Origin of the sequence: Vibrio sp. Y51_MX_L26 (assembly GCF_024181935.1) — a bacterium.
GTDB lineage: Bacteria > Pseudomonadota > Gammaproteobacteria > Enterobacterales > Vibrionaceae > Vibrio > Vibrio diabolicus.
This window is the reverse complement of sequence record NZ_JAMZAS010000001.1, coordinates 1,156,226-1,172,987: the sequence shown is the minus strand read 5'-3', so window position 1 is coordinate 1,172,987 and position 16,762 is coordinate 1,156,226. Positions and strand designations below refer to the sequence as shown.

Annotated in this window: 14 protein-coding genes; 3 read left to right on the top strand and 11 right to left on the bottom strand. The window is 43.7% G+C overall.

The window, feature by feature from the left end:
* Positions 1 to 15 precede the first annotated feature (15 nt).
* The 8 genes from NL645_RS05050 to malK form a co-directional block, all read right to left on the bottom strand.
* Positions 16 to 1,269: an O-antigen ligase gene (locus tag NL645_RS05050; protein WP_104970209.1), complete on the bottom strand. Its 1,254-nt coding sequence runs from the start codon at positions 1,267 to 1,269 to the stop codon at positions 16 to 18.
* Positions 1,235 to 2,287, bottom strand: coding sequence for a glycosyltransferase (locus tag NL645_RS05045; protein ID WP_253651322.1), 1,053 nt, complete (start codon positions 2,285 to 2,287; stop codon positions 1,235 to 1,237). The genes NL645_RS05050 and NL645_RS05045 overlap by 35 nt, the downstream gene beginning before the upstream one ends.
* 2 nt (positions 2,288 to 2,289) lie before the next feature.
* On the bottom strand, positions 2,290 to 3,099 hold the full coding sequence (locus tag NL645_RS05040; protein WP_253651321.1) for a putative capsular polysaccharide synthesis family protein: 810 nt from the start codon (positions 3,097 to 3,099) through the stop codon (positions 2,290 to 2,292).
* Entirely contained in the window at positions 3,077 to 5,257 is a 2,181-nt protein-coding gene (locus tag NL645_RS05035) for a polysaccharide biosynthesis tyrosine autokinase (RefSeq protein WP_253651320.1), read from the bottom strand. The genes NL645_RS05040 and NL645_RS05035 overlap by 23 nt, the downstream gene beginning before the upstream one ends.
* Before the next feature lie 15 nt (positions 5,258 to 5,272).
* On the bottom strand, positions 5,273 to 5,785 hold the full coding sequence (locus NL645_RS05030) for a polysaccharide biosynthesis/export family protein (RefSeq protein ID WP_031780257.1): 513 nt from the start codon (positions 5,783 to 5,785) through the stop codon (positions 5,273 to 5,275).
* Positions 5,786 to 5,818: 33 nt separating this feature from the next.
* Complete coding sequence (locus NL645_RS05025; protein WP_253651319.1) at positions 5,819 to 7,024, bottom strand: outer membrane beta-barrel protein; 1,206 nt, start codon at positions 7,022 to 7,024, stop codon at positions 5,819 to 5,821.
* A gap of 10 nt (positions 7,025 to 7,034) precedes the next feature.
* A complete protein-coding gene (locus NL645_RS05020) occupies positions 7,035 to 8,435 on the bottom strand; it encodes an undecaprenyl-phosphate glucose phosphotransferase (RefSeq protein WP_048625323.1) in 1,401 nt (466 codons plus the stop codon).
* Positions 8,436 to 8,858: 423 nt separating this feature from the next.
* Entirely contained in the window at positions 8,859 to 9,977 is a 1,119-nt protein-coding gene (malK, locus tag NL645_RS05015; RefSeq protein WP_005375271.1) for a maltose/maltodextrin ABC transporter ATP-binding protein MalK, read from the bottom strand.
* A gap of 672 nt (positions 9,978 to 10,649) precedes the next feature.
* Here malK and malE point away from each other — a divergent pair.
* From malE to malG, 3 genes are all read left to right on the top strand, one after another.
* On the top strand, positions 10,650 to 11,828 hold the full coding sequence (malE, locus tag NL645_RS05010) for a maltose/maltodextrin ABC transporter substrate-binding protein MalE (protein ID WP_005375272.1): 1,179 nt from the start codon (positions 10,650 to 10,652) through the stop codon (positions 11,826 to 11,828).
* Between the two features lie 79 nt (positions 11,829 to 11,907).
* Entirely contained in the window at positions 11,908 to 13,482 is a 1,575-nt protein-coding gene (gene malF, locus NL645_RS05005; RefSeq protein ID WP_031780258.1) for a maltose ABC transporter permease MalF, read from the top strand.
* A gap of 12 nt (positions 13,483 to 13,494) precedes the next feature.
* Complete coding sequence (gene malG, locus NL645_RS05000) at positions 13,495 to 14,385, top strand: maltose ABC transporter permease MalG (protein ID WP_005375275.1); 891 nt, start codon at positions 13,495 to 13,497, stop codon at positions 14,383 to 14,385.
* A 362-nt stretch (positions 14,386 to 14,747) separates the two neighbouring features.
* Here malG and NL645_RS04995 read toward each other — a convergent pair whose 3' ends face one another.
* The 3 genes from NL645_RS04995 to NL645_RS04985 form a co-directional block, all read right to left on the bottom strand.
* Positions 14,748 to 14,993 (bottom strand): hypothetical protein, encoded by a 246-nt coding sequence (locus tag NL645_RS04995; RefSeq protein WP_005375277.1) that lies wholly within the window; start codon positions 14,991 to 14,993, stop codon positions 14,748 to 14,750.
* Between the two features lie 171 nt (positions 14,994 to 15,164).
* Positions 15,165 to 15,650: an acyl-CoA thioesterase gene (locus NL645_RS04990; RefSeq protein ID WP_005392490.1), complete on the bottom strand. Its 486-nt coding sequence runs from the start codon at positions 15,648 to 15,650 to the stop codon at positions 15,165 to 15,167.
* Positions 15,651 to 15,795: 145 nt separating this feature from the next.
* Positions 15,796 to 16,701, bottom strand: coding sequence for a DMT family transporter (locus tag NL645_RS04985; protein WP_074189861.1), 906 nt, complete (start codon positions 16,699 to 16,701; stop codon positions 15,796 to 15,798).
* Between the last annotated feature and the right edge of the window lie 61 nt (positions 16,702 to 16,762).

Below are 16,762 nucleotides of genomic sequence, written 5' to 3'. Positions count from 1 at the left end.
CTATCCTATCCTTGATTATTCAAATTCGTGGTGATGGTTTACCGGAAAAGTATGAGCAATGGTGTTGACCGTTGACTCGCGGCTCATGCTTATCATGACGGGTAATAAGAGTATTAAAATGATGGTGGTATTTACCGCAACGAAGAACACCATGATGAGGGCGTATATCGCGAGTAAGAGGCTTTTCCTGTTGTCATTGAGACTACGGAAGCAAAAGCGAATAAAAAGAAAATAACCACCAAATAATAGGGCGATACCGAGCAACCCGTATTCAATTGCGGTATCTAACACAAAGTTGTGGGTGTAGATCGCCAGCTCATCATAGTTAAAGTAACTGATCATAAAGTTGGGCAGCATCTTCGCGCCGACACCTAAAATAGGGTGTTGAAGTAAAATATCTAACCCATTGGCAAGTAAGAGTTTTCTATGAAGGTTCGACACCCAGCGAGCTTCACTTTGGTTGGCAAATAAGACGTCTTCTTGGGTTATTTCCAATGTGTCTGCTAACGTTTCAAACCCAACATAGAGTGTAGTTGCGACGGCAGTGAACACCATAAAGCTTAAGGCCAATAAAATGGTCCACGTATACGTTTCATTAAGCGATTTTCTCATCAGGTTTTTTACGAGCAGCTGGTCAAAGAAGAAAAGCAGACAAAAACCAAGTAGTGCTTTTCTTTCTTGCGACAACACCAGTAATACCAAAGCAACGAGCATCAAAAGGTGGAAAGCGCGAATTTTATCCCGATAAAGGTACAATAGTGAGCAAAGTACACCGAACCCGTATTTACTTACCCCGAGTAACTTAAACCCGCTTTGATAGCCTTGAGCAAAGTGCCATAAGGCAACGAGCGTACAGATGAAAAACAGCAGATAAGTGAAATAAACCATTACCCATTCATCATCAAACACGCCATAGGCGTACATTAGGCTAAGCAAGCAGAGAATCGCCAGCCATTGCACGGTTTCTATAACTAGCGGCATTAGGGGGACGCGATTTAGCAGGCCATTTAAGAACACATACCCAGTGAACAATACGAGGAACCCCATGCAGGGATGCATGAGTTTTTCAGCTTTTCCTTCCAATACCACTAACGCTGTAAAACCAATGGACAAAAGACTTACGATGTCTGATGGTGCTAGTGCTATTCCTCCAGCACGAAACTTCATAGGAATAAAGAACAATGCTAATAGGCATGCTGCAAACCATGAGGCTCGATGGCTCGATGGCGCGGAGCTATTTGTTGGTGCAAAGCTGCTGGTAGATTCCATAGTAACCTTCACGAAATTTATCGATGGTGTAGAGAGAGGCCCTATTGACTGAGTATTGACTTGCAGCGTCATACCGCTCAACACTTTCACACAGCTGGAGCACTTTCTGGCTCAGCTCATTTGAGTTACCAACCTGAAATAAATATTCGGCACGTCCGGTGACGTCATCCAAACCGGGTACGTCCGATGATAATACGGGTAAGCCTGCTGCCATGGCCTCAACCGCCGCCAAGCCAAAGCCTTCGACATGCGATGATTGCACGTAAATGTCCATGTCGTTCAAAAACGCTGGAACATCAGAAACTACCCCATGAAAGTGAACACGTTGCGCGACGTTGATTTTTGTTGCTAATGCTTGCAGTGACGATTTTTTTTCGCCATCTCCTGCAAGATGGAGTTCGTATCGTCTTGGTAAATGGATAAGTGCTTGGATAAGCGTTTCATGATCTTTATGTTGATGAAGTCGGCCCACCATTCCAATCTTAATAACTGGTTTGTCGATCAGGTGGCTGGCGCATCTTGGCGTCATAGAAAACCTTTTTAAATCAACGCCATTGTGCACCACGTGATATTTATGTTGGTAGCGAGGCATGAACTTCACCAGTTCATCTTGTACTTTTTCACTAATACTGACCGTCAAGTCGTGGCCCCAATATAAGACGTACTCCATGAACTTAAACAGCGGATAGTCACGTCGACGGTTGTAAGAGCAGTGCTCAGTCTGGATTCGTTTTTTACCTACCGCCAATAGCGCTAGATAAATGGAAGGGTAGAGGTGCCCGTGAACGACATGCGGCCAACGCAGCAAACAGTATTTCTCACTCAATGACAAAGTGCGCCAGTTAAAACACTCTATCCCTTGGGCGGATAGCGTTGGTAAGTAATCATTTTCATCACACAAGACCAAAATTTTGATTTCGTATTCAGGCTTATGTTCTAAAACAAGGTCGACTAAGAACTTCTGAGCACCGCCGTTCTGAGAAAGATCATTAATAATATGTAGAATCTTGGTTTTCATGATTAATTGGTCAGATATTGCTGTTTAAGGTCGGTGATTTCTGCATTTGAGAAAAAGTGCTTCGTCAATTTAGAATTCAACATTTCTTCAACGTACTCGGGTGTAGGTTGAAATTGCGTTTTGAATTCTTTCATTAGTGGCGAGTACCATTTGTTGTCTGACTGATTTTCATAAACAACATCCACGGGGTAACCTAAAAAGCCTTCAACTGCGGAGTTAGCCTGCTTTAGCTTGTCACTTCGAATGACCAACAGTGAAAAGTTATTGTTATGGTATGTCTGATAGCCTACTTCGTGATTAAAAGGTTCGTTAAACACATCAATCCCTGTTAGTTGTTTGATCTCGTTGTCAAACCACTGCAGCGCATATTGATGATTCATGTGCTTATCAAATGCCTCTTGGAGTAATTGCGGTCGTTCGGTACGTATTGCGCTGTCATCTTTTAGATATTTGTCCGCCATCCAAAACGGAAGTGCTTGAAAGAACATTGAAACATTTCGTCCGATCGGTTCACGCACCAGCGAGATAATTCGAACTTTTTTCTTGCGCTTTAACATACGGCTCATCGCTATGCGCTTGAGTCGTCGCTTTAACGCATTGATCTGAGGTTTATGCAATTGCGCCCTTACAGGGGATATCTGTTTTTGCGCATCGACAGTCATAAGATCGTGCAAGTGAATCGAGTTAGGAATGGAATGTTCTAATGCACTCGAACCTACTTTGCCCATTTGATAGATCAATACCGGTTGTTCTTGGCTTTTCAACGTTTGGTACCAAGATGCGTTTGAGTTAGTAGGCGTATTTCTGGTCATAAAGCGTTTCTCCTTCCTTAGTCTTGGCTTGTGTGATTAAGACGCCAAGAGATGGAACTGAGTGTTGTATTTGTTTAGATAACGCAAGGTTAACCAGTGATGATTTTGTCGACTCAGAGCGAATGACGGTAATCAGACCATTGGCATACTGACCAAGAATAAGTGCATCACTCACTGACAGTAGGGGCGGTGTATCGATAATGATCCGGTCATACTTATTTTGAAAATGTTCGAGCAACTTTTTAAAGCGATCAGAAGCTAGCAGTTCCTGTGGGTTTGGCGGAATTAGGCCTGCCGGTAATACATCTAAGTTGGCTTCTTTTATATGCGTAACACAATCTTTGATTGGCGTATCCATAGTCAGGATATGCGTTAAGCCTGGGCTTGATTCAGCAATACCAAACCGTTTTGCGATGGAAGGTCGGCGTAAATCGCAGTCGATGATCAATACCTTTTCCATTTTTGAAAACGACACCGCCATATTGATACTGGTCGATGTTTTTCCTTCTTCTGGAATAGCAGAGGTAAAGGGCAATATCTTTTGCTTCGTGTTGGTTAATCTGAGCAGAAGCGAGGTTCTGACGGAGCGGCAAGCTTCACTAAATAGCTTTTCTTCATCATCTAAATACGCGGTATAACTGACGCCGTTTTTACGCAAATTGCGTTTTTTGACCATCGGAATCACGCCTAAACACGTAACACCAAGTTTTTCCTGCACATCGGCTGTGCTTCGGATAACTTCTCGCAGAGTTTCTAAGATGATGACCAGCGCACAAGCAATGGCAAAGCCAAAAAATGAGGCAATCAGTACCAGTTTGATTCGTTGCGGTGCTACCGGAAATAGAGGGATGATGGCTTTGTCAGTAAAACGTGCAGTGACATTTTTGTAGTCGCTGGTGGCGTTGGTCTCTTTCTCACGATTTAAGAACGCTTCATAGAGTGCCTTATTGGATTCAACCTCGCGTTTTAACTGCTCGTAACGCGCTTTTTGTGACCCTAACGATTGGAAATCGGCCTTTTTGTTATCGAGTTCTGCTCTAAGCATGTCCTCTTGCGCCTTTGCAGCAAGAAGGTCTTGTTGCTTGCTGAAGGAAATGTCACGAATGAGTTGCTGGGTTCTTGATTGAATTTCAGCGAGCTGCGCTTTCGCCTGAATCATTCGGTCATGCTTGGGGCCGTAGCGCTGTGCCAGCTCAGAGAGATTTTTAGCTGCCTGGGCTTCCGATAATTTTAGGTCGCGGATCTGCGCTTGATTAGCGAATTCATCAATTGACAGCAAGCTGTCTAAACTTTGTGAGGATTTACGTCTTAACAGTTGGATTAACGTCTGTGCTTCAATACGCTTATTAACAGCGACATTTAGCTTGCGAGTGAGTTCTTCTAGCTCATTTGCGTAAATTTCATCAATACCGTTTATATCGATCAACCCTTCTTTTAACAAGAACTCTTGCAGCGCTTGCTCAGAGTTACGTAATCGCTCCTCCAATTTTTGTGAGTTATTTGTCAACCAAGTAGCCGCATTTTGTGTAACGACCAATTTGGCTTCAAAATTTGCGTCAATGTAGGCTTGGCCGACCGCGTTAGCGATTGTCGTAGCAAGCTTAGGATCGGTAGAACGAAAGCGAATTCTGACTAATTGGGTGTTACGTACTGGCTCAATATCGAGTTTACTTCTGAAAGCTTGAAGCGCTTGATAATAGGACTCTGAAAACTGGGCAGTTTCTTTTGGGCTTGGAGCCACATTCAGTAGGTCTTGAACAAAAGGGATCGACTTTATTTGGTCGATCTTTTGATTTAATCCACCTGAGCGTGTGAACTCCGGTAGTTGAGTTAGGTTCAGCTCTCTAATGACCTTATCTGCAATATGATTCGATTTTAAAATAGCGATTTGCGTTTGAAAGTACTCTTTTTTTGTTGTGTCGACACCATATACTTCCTCGATTGAAAGGGCACTTTTTTGCTCTTCTTGGATGAGTAGCGTTGCTGTAGCTTGGTATATCGATGCTTTGGAGTAGATATACCAAGTACAAGTTAATGAAAACAGAAGCGTGAAAGCTGCGATGCTTAGCCAATTCTTTTTAATCGCTTTAAAGTGATGACCAAAACGAATCAGTTCTACTTTTTTCATCTGGAGATTATTTGGATGAGTCCCGTTCATTTGATTCCCTGTCACTTAAAAGAAGCTCTGGTCAATAAATACAATGTCACCAGGTTCAACGTTGCGGTGCATACTGACACCCTCTATCGTTTGACCCGTTTTATGTTTGGTGAGGTTAATGCCTTTGCGTGAGGCTCGGTCGGTCAAGCCACCCGCTAAAGCGATGGCCTTTTCGATAGTTAATCCTGGTCGATATTCAAATCCACCTGGCTTCCTGACTTCGCCATTGACATAAAACAGACGAAAGTTATTGATAGTGACCATCACTTTTGGGTTGATGAGATAATCGCCTTTTAAACCCGTTTCTATTTCGTACTTGAGTTGTTTCGGTGTTTTTTTGATTGCTTTGATTCGGCCAAGGTAGGGGTAATCAAAATAGCCATCTGACGTTATTAGAATATTTTTAATCGTAAGATCTTCTTCACCGTAGACCTGCACGGAAATGGTATCGCCCGTGTCGAGTAAGTAATCTTCCTCGTTTGAGTCAGCGTTGACCAAAGTGCTAAATAGCAACAACGCTACACTCATGAATGTGATGAATGCCTTCATTAATAATCCTTTTTACAGAGAAAACTGTGCGCTTAAAGTCCAAATGTTCTGTTCGAAGCTATAATCTGGTCGGTTAGAGGTTTTATCTTGGTATTGCCAGTCGGCTTGCAGCTGTACCCAGCGTTTAATTTGATAATCGATACCAAAAGATAGGGTGTAGCGATCGTCGTTTCTGGTGATCCCCGTATAGTCATCTTGTTGATAAATAGCACCTAAGCGAGTTGCAAGGTAACTATTCCAATCGTGCTTGAGGTTCAGTCGATAACGAGTTTGTAGGTTGTAATCGCCATCTTGGTCAGGGTTAACCGCTGCTTGAGTGGTTTTCACGCTGACTAGAGTTTGTTCTTGAGGCAACCATTCAAAGCCGATATCCCAACTAAAGCCTTTAAATGTCTCTCGGTGAGCGCTGTCAAAATCTTTGATTTGATAACCGAGTCGAGCGATGCCTTTGGTTTTTCCGGTGACTTCCCATTCGGCACCGGTGTAATAGAAACTGGTGTTGTTATCCTTGGATGGTTGCGAAGAATTTCGGTGCTGATAGTCGGTTACTATTTGTTTTGTCCCAACCAACCAATAGGTTCTTGGCGTCGCCCTTAAATAGAATTCCAAGTGTGCATTGGGGGCTCGAAAATCGTTGTATTTTGTTTTAGCGTTTGTGCGCCCAGGCAAGCCGTCACGGTAGTTTTGATAGGTTTTATCACTGTAGCCTAAACCGAATTCGAGTCTGCCTTTTGCACCGTTAGAGCCAAAGACATAATTGGTTTTGATATCGTTACGGTTGAACTCTATTGGTGAGTCGATTGCGCTACCATTACCTTCGGTAATATCTTCTCCTCGAACTTCATGCTGGGCGCGAAAACGGTAATCAACCACTAAACGATGACGATGATTGAACTCAAAAAAGTTGGAAAACTGAAAGGTATGATCGTCGAAGTCGTTGCGGTCATCGGATGAAAAACCTGCTTTCAACTTGTATAAAATATCTGCGCGATAGCGATTCCTTTCTATACGTGCTAATAAGCTTGGCTCTATACCCCAAATATTGACCGATTCTACATTGCCGGATTCCTCCGCTTTGTTGATGTTGTCATCGCCCTCGTAGAAAGTTTTTACGAGGGGAATAAACTCAATGCCAGACTCGGTTTGGTAAGCCATCGGTTCTGCGAGTAAGCCAGTTGAAAACAGACTCAATGCTATTGCCATTGTCAGTTTCTTCATAATCTCAACCTTAGTAAGCGTTAGCACCAGTGAACCCTTTGAAAACGGTCATGAAGATGATTTTGATGTCCATCCAAACCGACCAGTGGTGGATGTAATCCAAATCAAATTCGACTCTCTTTTCCATTTTTTCTAAGGTGTCTGTTTCGCCGCGATAGCCATTAATTTGCGCCCAGCCAGTAATGCCTGGTTTTACTTTGTGACGTAGCATGTAGCGGTCAACAATCTGGCGATACTCTTCATTGTGCGCCACGGCGTGAGGGCGTGGACCAACAATAGACATGGTCCCTTGCAGTACATTGATAAATTGAGGCAGTTCGTCCAAAGAGGTGCGACGCAGAAAACCACCAAAAGGCGTAATGCGTGGGTCGTTCTTTGTCGCCTGTTTCACGTGAGGGCCTTGATCCATAGTGGTCATTGAACGGAATTTCCAGACTTCTATCTTTCGTCCATCGAGGCCGTAACGATGCTGTTTAAAAATGACCGGACCTTTAGAGGTCAGCTTAATGCCAATCGCAATGGCGAGCAGGACTGGAGAGATCAAGGCTAAAATAATGCTCGAAAACAAGATGTCTTCAAACCGTTTTACCCAGGAAGAAATTCCAGCAAATGGTGTATCAAACACGCTGAGCGTTTGAACTTGGCCGATTTGCGCCCAACGAGAATGCAAAAGGTTATAGGTAAAGAAGTCGGGAATCAGATACGTATTTGCGGTGGTGTCTGAGAATTGGTTAAGAAGCGATGCAATACGTTCTTTTGCGTGCATTGGCATTGCGATATAGACGTAATCCACTTCCCCTTTCTTGGCTCGCTCAAGAGCGTGGTCAACTGCCCCTTTAATAGGGTAAGCAGAATTTGGCAATCTGTCGGAAGAACGCTCATCGTAAAAGCCATCAAAAAGTACACCGTGTTCAGTGTGGTTTTGAATTTCGTTAGCAAGGGTAATGCCGTGAGGAGTTTGGCCGATGATTATTGCAGTACGAGTGTTGAATCCTTTTTTTCTTAAATAGGCTAATCCGGTACGGAATGTCACTCGCCATGCCAAAAGTAGAGCGGGCGTAATCGCAAACCACAATGCCAGAATAGTGTTATCAAATAAGTCATAGACTTCCGAAAAATACAGAACAATAAAGATAAGCGCGGAAGTTACTGCCCAGGCCACACAGACAATAATCATCTGCTCTTTAAACGAACTGGTTCGCCAAGAGCGGTACAGATTGCCGCTTTCTGCCATAAATAGAAAGGAGATGCCTCCAACAAAAGCCAGTATGACGTAATCTTTCCCCATCGCAGTATTCATGTCTTTGAACACTAAAAGCAGCATAAAAGAGACGATGACAGCAAGATCTGAGATGCGATATAAAAAAGCGAACTCCATCTCGTGAGAGCGGATAAGTCCTTTTTGTTTCATGACTCAGTTTCCCTTCTTACACGCTACCGCCCTTGGGTGTCTCCCCCAATTGCCGTGTCGTGAGCGTTATTAGTAGTTGGTGAACAGAGCATTCTGTTGAATGCTTCTAAGTTTTTTGTCACGTGTAATTTCGTTGATAAGTGTAAAAATTTGCGTTGTTGAGGTAAGTGGAAATAAGAATGAAATTTAGGCCTTTGGCTAAGTTTGGCGTGTTAGGAAAAAGCTGGTACTTACTCATGAGGGATGAGGAAAAGTATTAAAAATGAAGTATCAGTACAAAGACAATGGTTTATGTGAAGGTAGAAGAAACGGGTGATCTTATTCGTTAACGATTAATGATTTAGTATCGAATTACTTATATTTATTAGGATAAAAAAATCCCTCTCAAGTGAGAGGGATTTATTGTGAATCAGGACGAATGAATTATTCGACTTCCACGCCGTTTTCTTTGTATAGGCGGCGACATGCACGACCATCACTGTGGAACAGGTGACAACGGTGTGCTGGAATACCAATCTCGATTTTATCGCCGGTATCGACTGCGAGCGTGTCAGGCTGACGGAAAATAACGTCTGCGTCTGCGCCTTCTAGGTTTAGGTATACTTGAGTTTCGTTACCTAGCTTCTCAACAATCATCACTTCACCGTGAATGCTTGCATCAGCTTCAGAAGCGGATAATAGGTGCTCAGGGCGAATGCCTAAAGACATGCGGTCGCCGCGGTTAACCGTTGTGCCATCCACTGGAATCCAGAAAGATACGCCATTAGATAGTTGAACTTTGACGCGCTCTGCTTCTACTTCATCAATGAATACGCTCATGAAGTTCATTTTCGGAGAACCGATAAAGCCTGCTACAAAGCGGTTTTGTGGGTAATGGTAAAGCTCAAGCGGCTTACCAACTTGCGATACATAACCGCCGTCTAGTACAACGATTTTATCTGCCATTGTCATTGCTTCTACCTGATCGTGCGTTACGTAGATCATGGTACAACCAAGTTGACGTTGTAGCTTAGTGATTTGCGCACGCATGTTTACACGCAGTGCGGCATCCAAGTTTGATAGTGGTTCATCCAGAAGGAATACATTAGGTTGTGATACCAGTGTTCGACCGATAGCCACACGTTGACGCTGACCACCTGAAAGCGCTTTTGGTTGGCGTTCAAGTAAGTGGCCCAATTGTAGAATTTCTGCAGCTTGCTCAACACGTTTGTCGATTTCTGCTTTGTCTGCTTTTGCTAATTTTAAGCCAAATGACATGTTGTCATATAAGTTAAGGTGTGGGTAAAGAGCGTAAGACTGGAATACCATACCAACACCACGTTTGGATGGTTCGACGTCATTCATGCGCTGGTCACCAATATACAAATCACCTGAAGTAATGTCTTCAAGACCGGCAATACAACGTAAAAGGGTAGATTTACCACAACCTGATGGACCTACGAAAACAACAAATTCACCTTCGTTGATTGTTAGGTCTACGTTCTTAGAAATCAGTACGTCGCCATACGCTTTACAAACATTTTTTAACGTGACACTCGCCATGTAGCTCGTCCTCGATCAATTTTTTATTATTCACCGCTCATCATTATATGAATTATCTAGCGAGCAGTAACAGTAGGAATCGGTAAGTTATTGCGGTTGGTAAGAAAAGTAGGGTAGCACTTCAATAAAATGTCCTGAATAGAAGTGCTACCCATCATAGCCAAGTACGAGTTTCTCTCCCCCACATTATTCGTGTTGTCTCCCCCGTGAAATAATTACCACAAACAACACCAATAATGACATTCCACTCGTCTGGCAATGCAAAACCAGCAAATCTTTTTCCTAATACGTAGGCACTGCTGGGAAAGGGTTCTTACCATCCACTCTTGGATGACTGAAGTTTGTAAGATTGTGCGAGGTGCGACATCCTCCTAATAGAAATAATTGTAGGGGGAGTAGGTAGGGAGGAGTAAAAAAGTAGGAGGAATAAAGCAGTTGGTCGGAAATCACATTATTGCACCACCTAAAGTTGAAACCGATCACAGGAAGTATCCGTTTTGTGATTTGAGTCTCTTACCCTTGGCGATTTAGATCACGAAAATACGTCATAATTGTAAGGGCGTAGGGATTAGGAGGATGAGACATATTGGATTATTTCAGATGATATATGTCGAAATACGGCTGAACCTCAATGGACTAGCCCTACATCAAAAATATAAAAAGGATACGAACATGAAAAAGTTAAGCGCTGTAGCACTAGGTACTCTTGTTGCTTTGGGTTCTTTTGGTGCTAATGCTGCCATCGAAGAAGGACAACTTACTATCTGGATCAACGGCGACAAAGGTTACAACGGCCTTGCTGAAGTTGGTAAAAAATTCGAAGAAGACACTGGCATTAAAGTGACAGTGGCTCACCCAGATGGCCTTCAAGACAAATTTCCTCAAACTGCAGCGACTGGTGACGGTCCTGACATCGTATTCTGGGCTCACGACCGTTTCGGTGGTTACGCAGAAGCTGGCCTGCTAGCAGAAATTAAACCTTCTAAGAACATTCAAGAAGGTATTGTTGATTTCGCTTGGGATGCAGTACGTTACGACGGCAAATTGATCGGCTACCCAGTTGCGGTTGAGTCTCTATCTCTAATCTACAACAAAGACCTAGTTCCAAACCCACCGAAGTCTTGGGAAGAAGTTGCAGCGCTAGATGCAAAACTTAAAAAAGACGGCAAGTCTGCAATCATGTGGAACCTAAAAGAACCGTACTTCACTTGGCCACTAATGGCTGCTGATGGCGGCTACGCGTTCAAATACACTTCTGAAGGTTACGATGTTAAAGACGCTGGTATCGCGAAAGAAGGCGTTAAAGACGCAATGAGCTTCGTAAAAGGCTTGGTAGACAAAGGCGTAATTTCTGCAGATATGGACTACTCAGTATCTGAGTCTGCATTCAACCAAGGCAAGACAGCGATGACGATCAACGGTCCATGGTCTTGGGGCAACATCGAGAAGTCTGGCGTTAACTACGGCGTGACTACGCTACCTAAGTTCCAAGGTCAATCTTCTAAGCCATTCGTTGGTGTTCTAACGGCTGGTATCAGCACTGCGTCTCCAAACAAAGACCTAGCGGTTGAGTTCATTGAGAACTACCTACTAACAAACGACGGCCTACGTATGGTTAACAACGATAAGCCTCTAGGTGCGGTAGCGCTTAACTCGTTCCAACGTGAACTAGATTCAGATACTCGTATCGCTGCGACTATGGATAACGCGATGAACGGCGAAATTATGCCAAACATTCCTCAAATGAACGCATTCTGGGGCGCGGCTAAGAACGCAATCATCAACGTAGTTGATGGTCGTCAAACTGTCGATGCAGCATTGGCAGACGCAGAAAAACAAATGACTAAATAATTAAGTAAGACCTTTTTAAGGAGGGGGCAACTCCTCCTTACTTTTCTATATTTATTCTATATTCGCTAGCAGGTTCCCTATGCAGTCAGTTCAAGGTACAAATGCTATGACAGCACCAGAAGCCAGCCTTCCGAGCAGCAAAAAAGTGTTCATGAAATGGTCACTTTTAGGCACAGTCGGCATTATCAATGGCTACGCAACAATCCTTATGTATTCACGCGGTGAGATTGCGTTTGCACTACTTACGATCATTCTTACCGCTTTAGCGTTGTTCATCTTTGGTAGTAAAAAGACGTACGCACACCGTTACATCTACCCTGGTATCGCAGGGATGATCCTTTTCATTCTTTTCCCTCTGGCGTACACCATAGGTTTGGCGTTTACCAACTACAGCGCGAAAAACCAACTCTCTTTTGATCGTGCGCAGAGCGTACTTTTGGACAGAACTTATCAAAGTGGTGATAGTTACCCGTTCACTTTATATAAAACGGATCAAGGACATCAGCTTGTGGTTGAAAAAGATGGGGAGCTACTTGCTACGCCCACTTTTCAACTAGATAGTCTTTCAGCATCGGATCTTGACCTATCGCCAATTGAAGAAGCTACGGGCGAGAAAGAATCAATCAAGACGATTGTTAAGAGCCGTAATACGTTGAGCAGTGTTGATTTGCATCTGCCGAGCGGTGAAGACATCCGCATGAGCGGGTTACGTAAATTTGCGGCAGTTGTGCCTTTGTACACGCTGCAAGAAGACGGCGAAACGCTTTACAACAATCGTACTGAAGAGACGTTACGTCCAAATATGGAAGTAGGTTACTACCAACCTGTCGATGAAAACGGTCAGTTTGTTGGTAGCACAGTGTCTCCTGGCTTTGTGGTGAACATTGGCACACACAACTTTGAGCGTGTGTGGAAAGATGATGGTATCAAAGAGCCGTTTATCAGTATCTTTATCTGGACGATTGTGTTCTCAGCACTCACCGTACTATTTACGCTTGTAATTGGTCTTGTTCTAGCAAGTGTTGTTCAGTGGGAAGCATTAAAAGGCCGTTCGGTTTACCGACTCTTACTGATTCTGCCTTATGCGGTACCGGCGTTTATTTCTATCTTGATCTTTAAAGGTTTGTTTAACCAAAGCTTTGGTGAGATCAACATGCTTCTGGAAGGTTTGTTCGGTATTAGCCCTGCTTGGTTCTCAGACCCGTTCATGGCGAAAACCATGATCCTGATTGTGAACACGTGGCTTGGTTTCCCTTACATGATGATTCTATGTATGGGTCTACTAAAAGCGATTCCTGATGATTTATATGAAGCGTCAGCAATTGATGGTGCGAACTTTATTACTAACTTTACTCGTATCACGCTACCAATGATGTTGAAGCCGTTAACACCGCTGTTGATTGCGAGCTTTGCCTTCAACTTCAACAACTTCGTGCTTATCCAGTTGTTGACAGGCGGTGGTCCAAACATGATTGGTACGTCAGAACCTGCGGGTTACACAGACCTATTGGTAAGTTACACCTACCGAATCGCATTCGAAGGTGCGGGCGGTCAAGACTTCGGTCTAGCAAGTGCAGTAGCAACACTTATCTTCCTATTGGTTGGCGCATTGGCACTTATCAACCTACGCGTAACTAAAGTAGCTCAGGACTAAGGAGAGATTACAATGGCAATGGTACAAGGTAAGTCATTAAAGTATCGTGTTTGGGCTACTCATATTGCGATGTGGGCATTCTTGGCACTGATTATTTTCCCTTTACTGATGATCATCGCGATTTCATTCCGTGAAGGTAACTTTGCAACGGGTAGTCTGATCCCAGACAACCCAACGCTTGATCACTGGAAATTGGCATTAGGTTTCTCGGTGACTAACCCAGACGGTACAGTTACACCGCCACCATTCCCAGTCATGACATGGCTGTGGAACTCAGTAAAAGTGGGTGGTATTTCTGCAATCCTAATCGTGGCGCTATCAACCACATCAGCTTATGCGTTTGCTCGTATGAAGTTCAAAGGTAAGAACACCATCCTAAAAGCGATGATGATCTTCCAAATGTTCCCTGCGGTATTGGCATTGGTTGCTCTATACGCGTTGTTCGACAAATTGGGTCAGTACATTCCATTCCTTGGCCTGAACACGCACGGCGGTCTGATATTCGCTTACTTAGGGGGTATCGCCCTGCACGTTTGGACGATTAAAGGCTACTTCGAAAGTATTGACTCTTCGTTAGAAGAAGCGGCGGCACTGGATGGTGCGACACCATGGCAAGCATTCCGTTTGGTATTGCTTCCATTGTCTGTGCCAATCCTAGCGGTAGTATTCATCTTGTCGTTCATCATGGTAATTGGTGAAGTTCCTGTAGCATCACTACTACTTTCTGATGTAGACTCGTACACACTTGCAGTGGGTATGCAGCAATACCTATATCCACAAAACTACTTGTGGGGTGACTTTGCTGCAGCTGCTGTACTTTCAGCAGTGCCAATCACTGCCGTATTCTTACTTGCTCAACGCTGGTTGGTTGGTGGTCTAACTGCTGGTGGTGTGAAAGGATAATCTCTTGTGGTCTGAGATTGATAAGAATAACTAGAAAAGGGCGACCACATGGTCGCCCTTATACGTAGCACGGATATTACAATTTTGGTTTGGCCGCCGATCAGTAATATCTTGGCTTTTATTGGCGTTACGCATAGCTGGCTGTTAGCTTAGTTCCTTACGATTCAATCACTAACAGTTTTTGTAACCATAACCTGAGTTTAGACTCAGGTTTTTTTATACCTGTTAAATACAGTTGTTCAATAAGCGGATAAAGATTAGCGGCTTTGCAATGGATTACACAGGGCTAGGAGAATGCCCTGCGTAGCACTTCACATAAATAACCTGAGTTCAGGTATCAGTAAAATTGAGGTAGGTAAGGATTAAAACTCTCGACTGGAGGGGGCACATCCAACGTATTGAAGCAGCGTGTATAAGCTTTCTTGCTGTAGTGCGACGCGACGAAATAAATTTGCAAAGGTGACATCACCGCCAAAGCAGGTTTGAATGTAATGGTTAATTTCTGTTTCGTTATACCCCTCGACGTACATGGTTCTTACCCACTGGTACTCGACCGCTTTTAAATTGGTCAACGTCTCTTCACTTAAGGTCGTTTCTTTTAGTCTCAAGATCCAAACTCTATCCAACTCCAAAATAGTGGAAGGATTTAAGCAAAGCTAGGTGAAGGATTTATGACAGAGGAGGCCGAGTGTGAAGCAAATAGCAAAACCATGATGTTGCTCCACACTCTGGTTATAAGTAACGTTGAGGTAGTCAATAGCGTTCTTAACGGATGTAGGTTACTTGAGATACTTTACGTGCGCTTCCATCTCTTCCCCGATTTCTTTGCGCATGTTCATAAGGCGGATAGCGGATTGTTCCAAGGCTTTATCTTCATCAGATTCTGGAACCCATTTCGGTACGTCGGTTGGTTTTCCGTTTTCATCCACAGCAACCATAATAACGATACAGTGGGTGGTGAGTCTGTTTTTCATTTGCTTTGGGTCACTGGCTTGCACGTCAATCGCGATGTGCATTGAGCTTCGTCCGGTATAAATGACTTTCGCGCTAACTTCGACTAAGTTGCCGACATGAATCGGCGCAACAAAACGAATACCACCTGCGTATGCAGTAATGCAATATTTGCCACTCCACGCTGCAGAGCAGGCGTAGGCTGCTAAGTCGATCCATTTCATTACGGCGCCGCCGTGCACTTTTCCGCCGAAATTGACGTCACTGGGTTCTGCTAAAAAGCGAAGGGTAATGTCTCTTTGACCACTGCTCATCTGTCTTTCCTTGATGGGTTATTGTTTTCCCAATTTAGCAGTAAGATGAATTTTCGGGAATAGAGAATGAAACAAAATATTAACTTTTATTCGAACGATGAAAACAAAAAGCCACAGCGTAGTTCTGTGGCTTGGGGAACTGGGATTAATTGGCGGTGGAGGCAATCTCGGAATTGGGCAATGGCTTTCTGTGTCGTATTTTTATTTGCGACAGGATAACGCCAGAGATGACTAACAGCCCACCAATAATGTGGTAAGCGTAAATTTTCTCACCAATCAACGTTGAAGCAAGTACGACAGAAACCACGGGCATTAAGTTCATGAACATGGCACTTGAATCAGCGCCAATTGAATCGATCGCTTTCACCCACATTAACGGCGCAAAAATGGAAGCCGCAATGCCAGCATAGGCGATTAATGGTAGCGCGTCTTGGCTTGGTAACAGTTGTTCACTAGAGAGCCAAAGTGGTGTAAGCATCACAACCGAGAAGAAGCCTTGCATGTAAACCAGAGTCAAACTACTGAAAGGCATCTTCCAGCGTTTTAGCAGCACGCAATAAGCCGCGTATACCATGGCTGCAATCAGCATAAGGCTATCACCTTGGGTCATGTCTTGATGTAAAAAGTAGGTGATATCACCATGACCAAGCATAAACGCCAAGCCGCCGAGCGAAATCACACCACCGACGATACTTAACATTGATACAGACTTGCCTAACAGAGGAACACTTAAAAACACACTGATCAAAGGAACCAAAGAGGTAATCAGTGCCATGTTGGAAGCCGTTGTCGTTAAACCAGCGTAGTAGCCAAGTGATTGGTTGAGCACCATGCCAAGTAACGCAAGAAATGCCAGCTTAGTTAAGTAAGGTCGAATAATGTGTCGTTGTTTGATGATCGCAGGTAGACAAAATGGAGTTAGAAGTACCATTGCGACAAACCAACGATAGAAACTCATCGCACTTGGTTCAATGGCGCTTGCTGCCATCTTATTCACAATTGAGTTACCACCCCAAATCATAACGGTGAAAAACGGAAGTAAATAAATCATGAGAACCCTATAGCACAATTATTGATGGCGCTAGTCTGGCAGGTCTTTATAATAAAAAGTA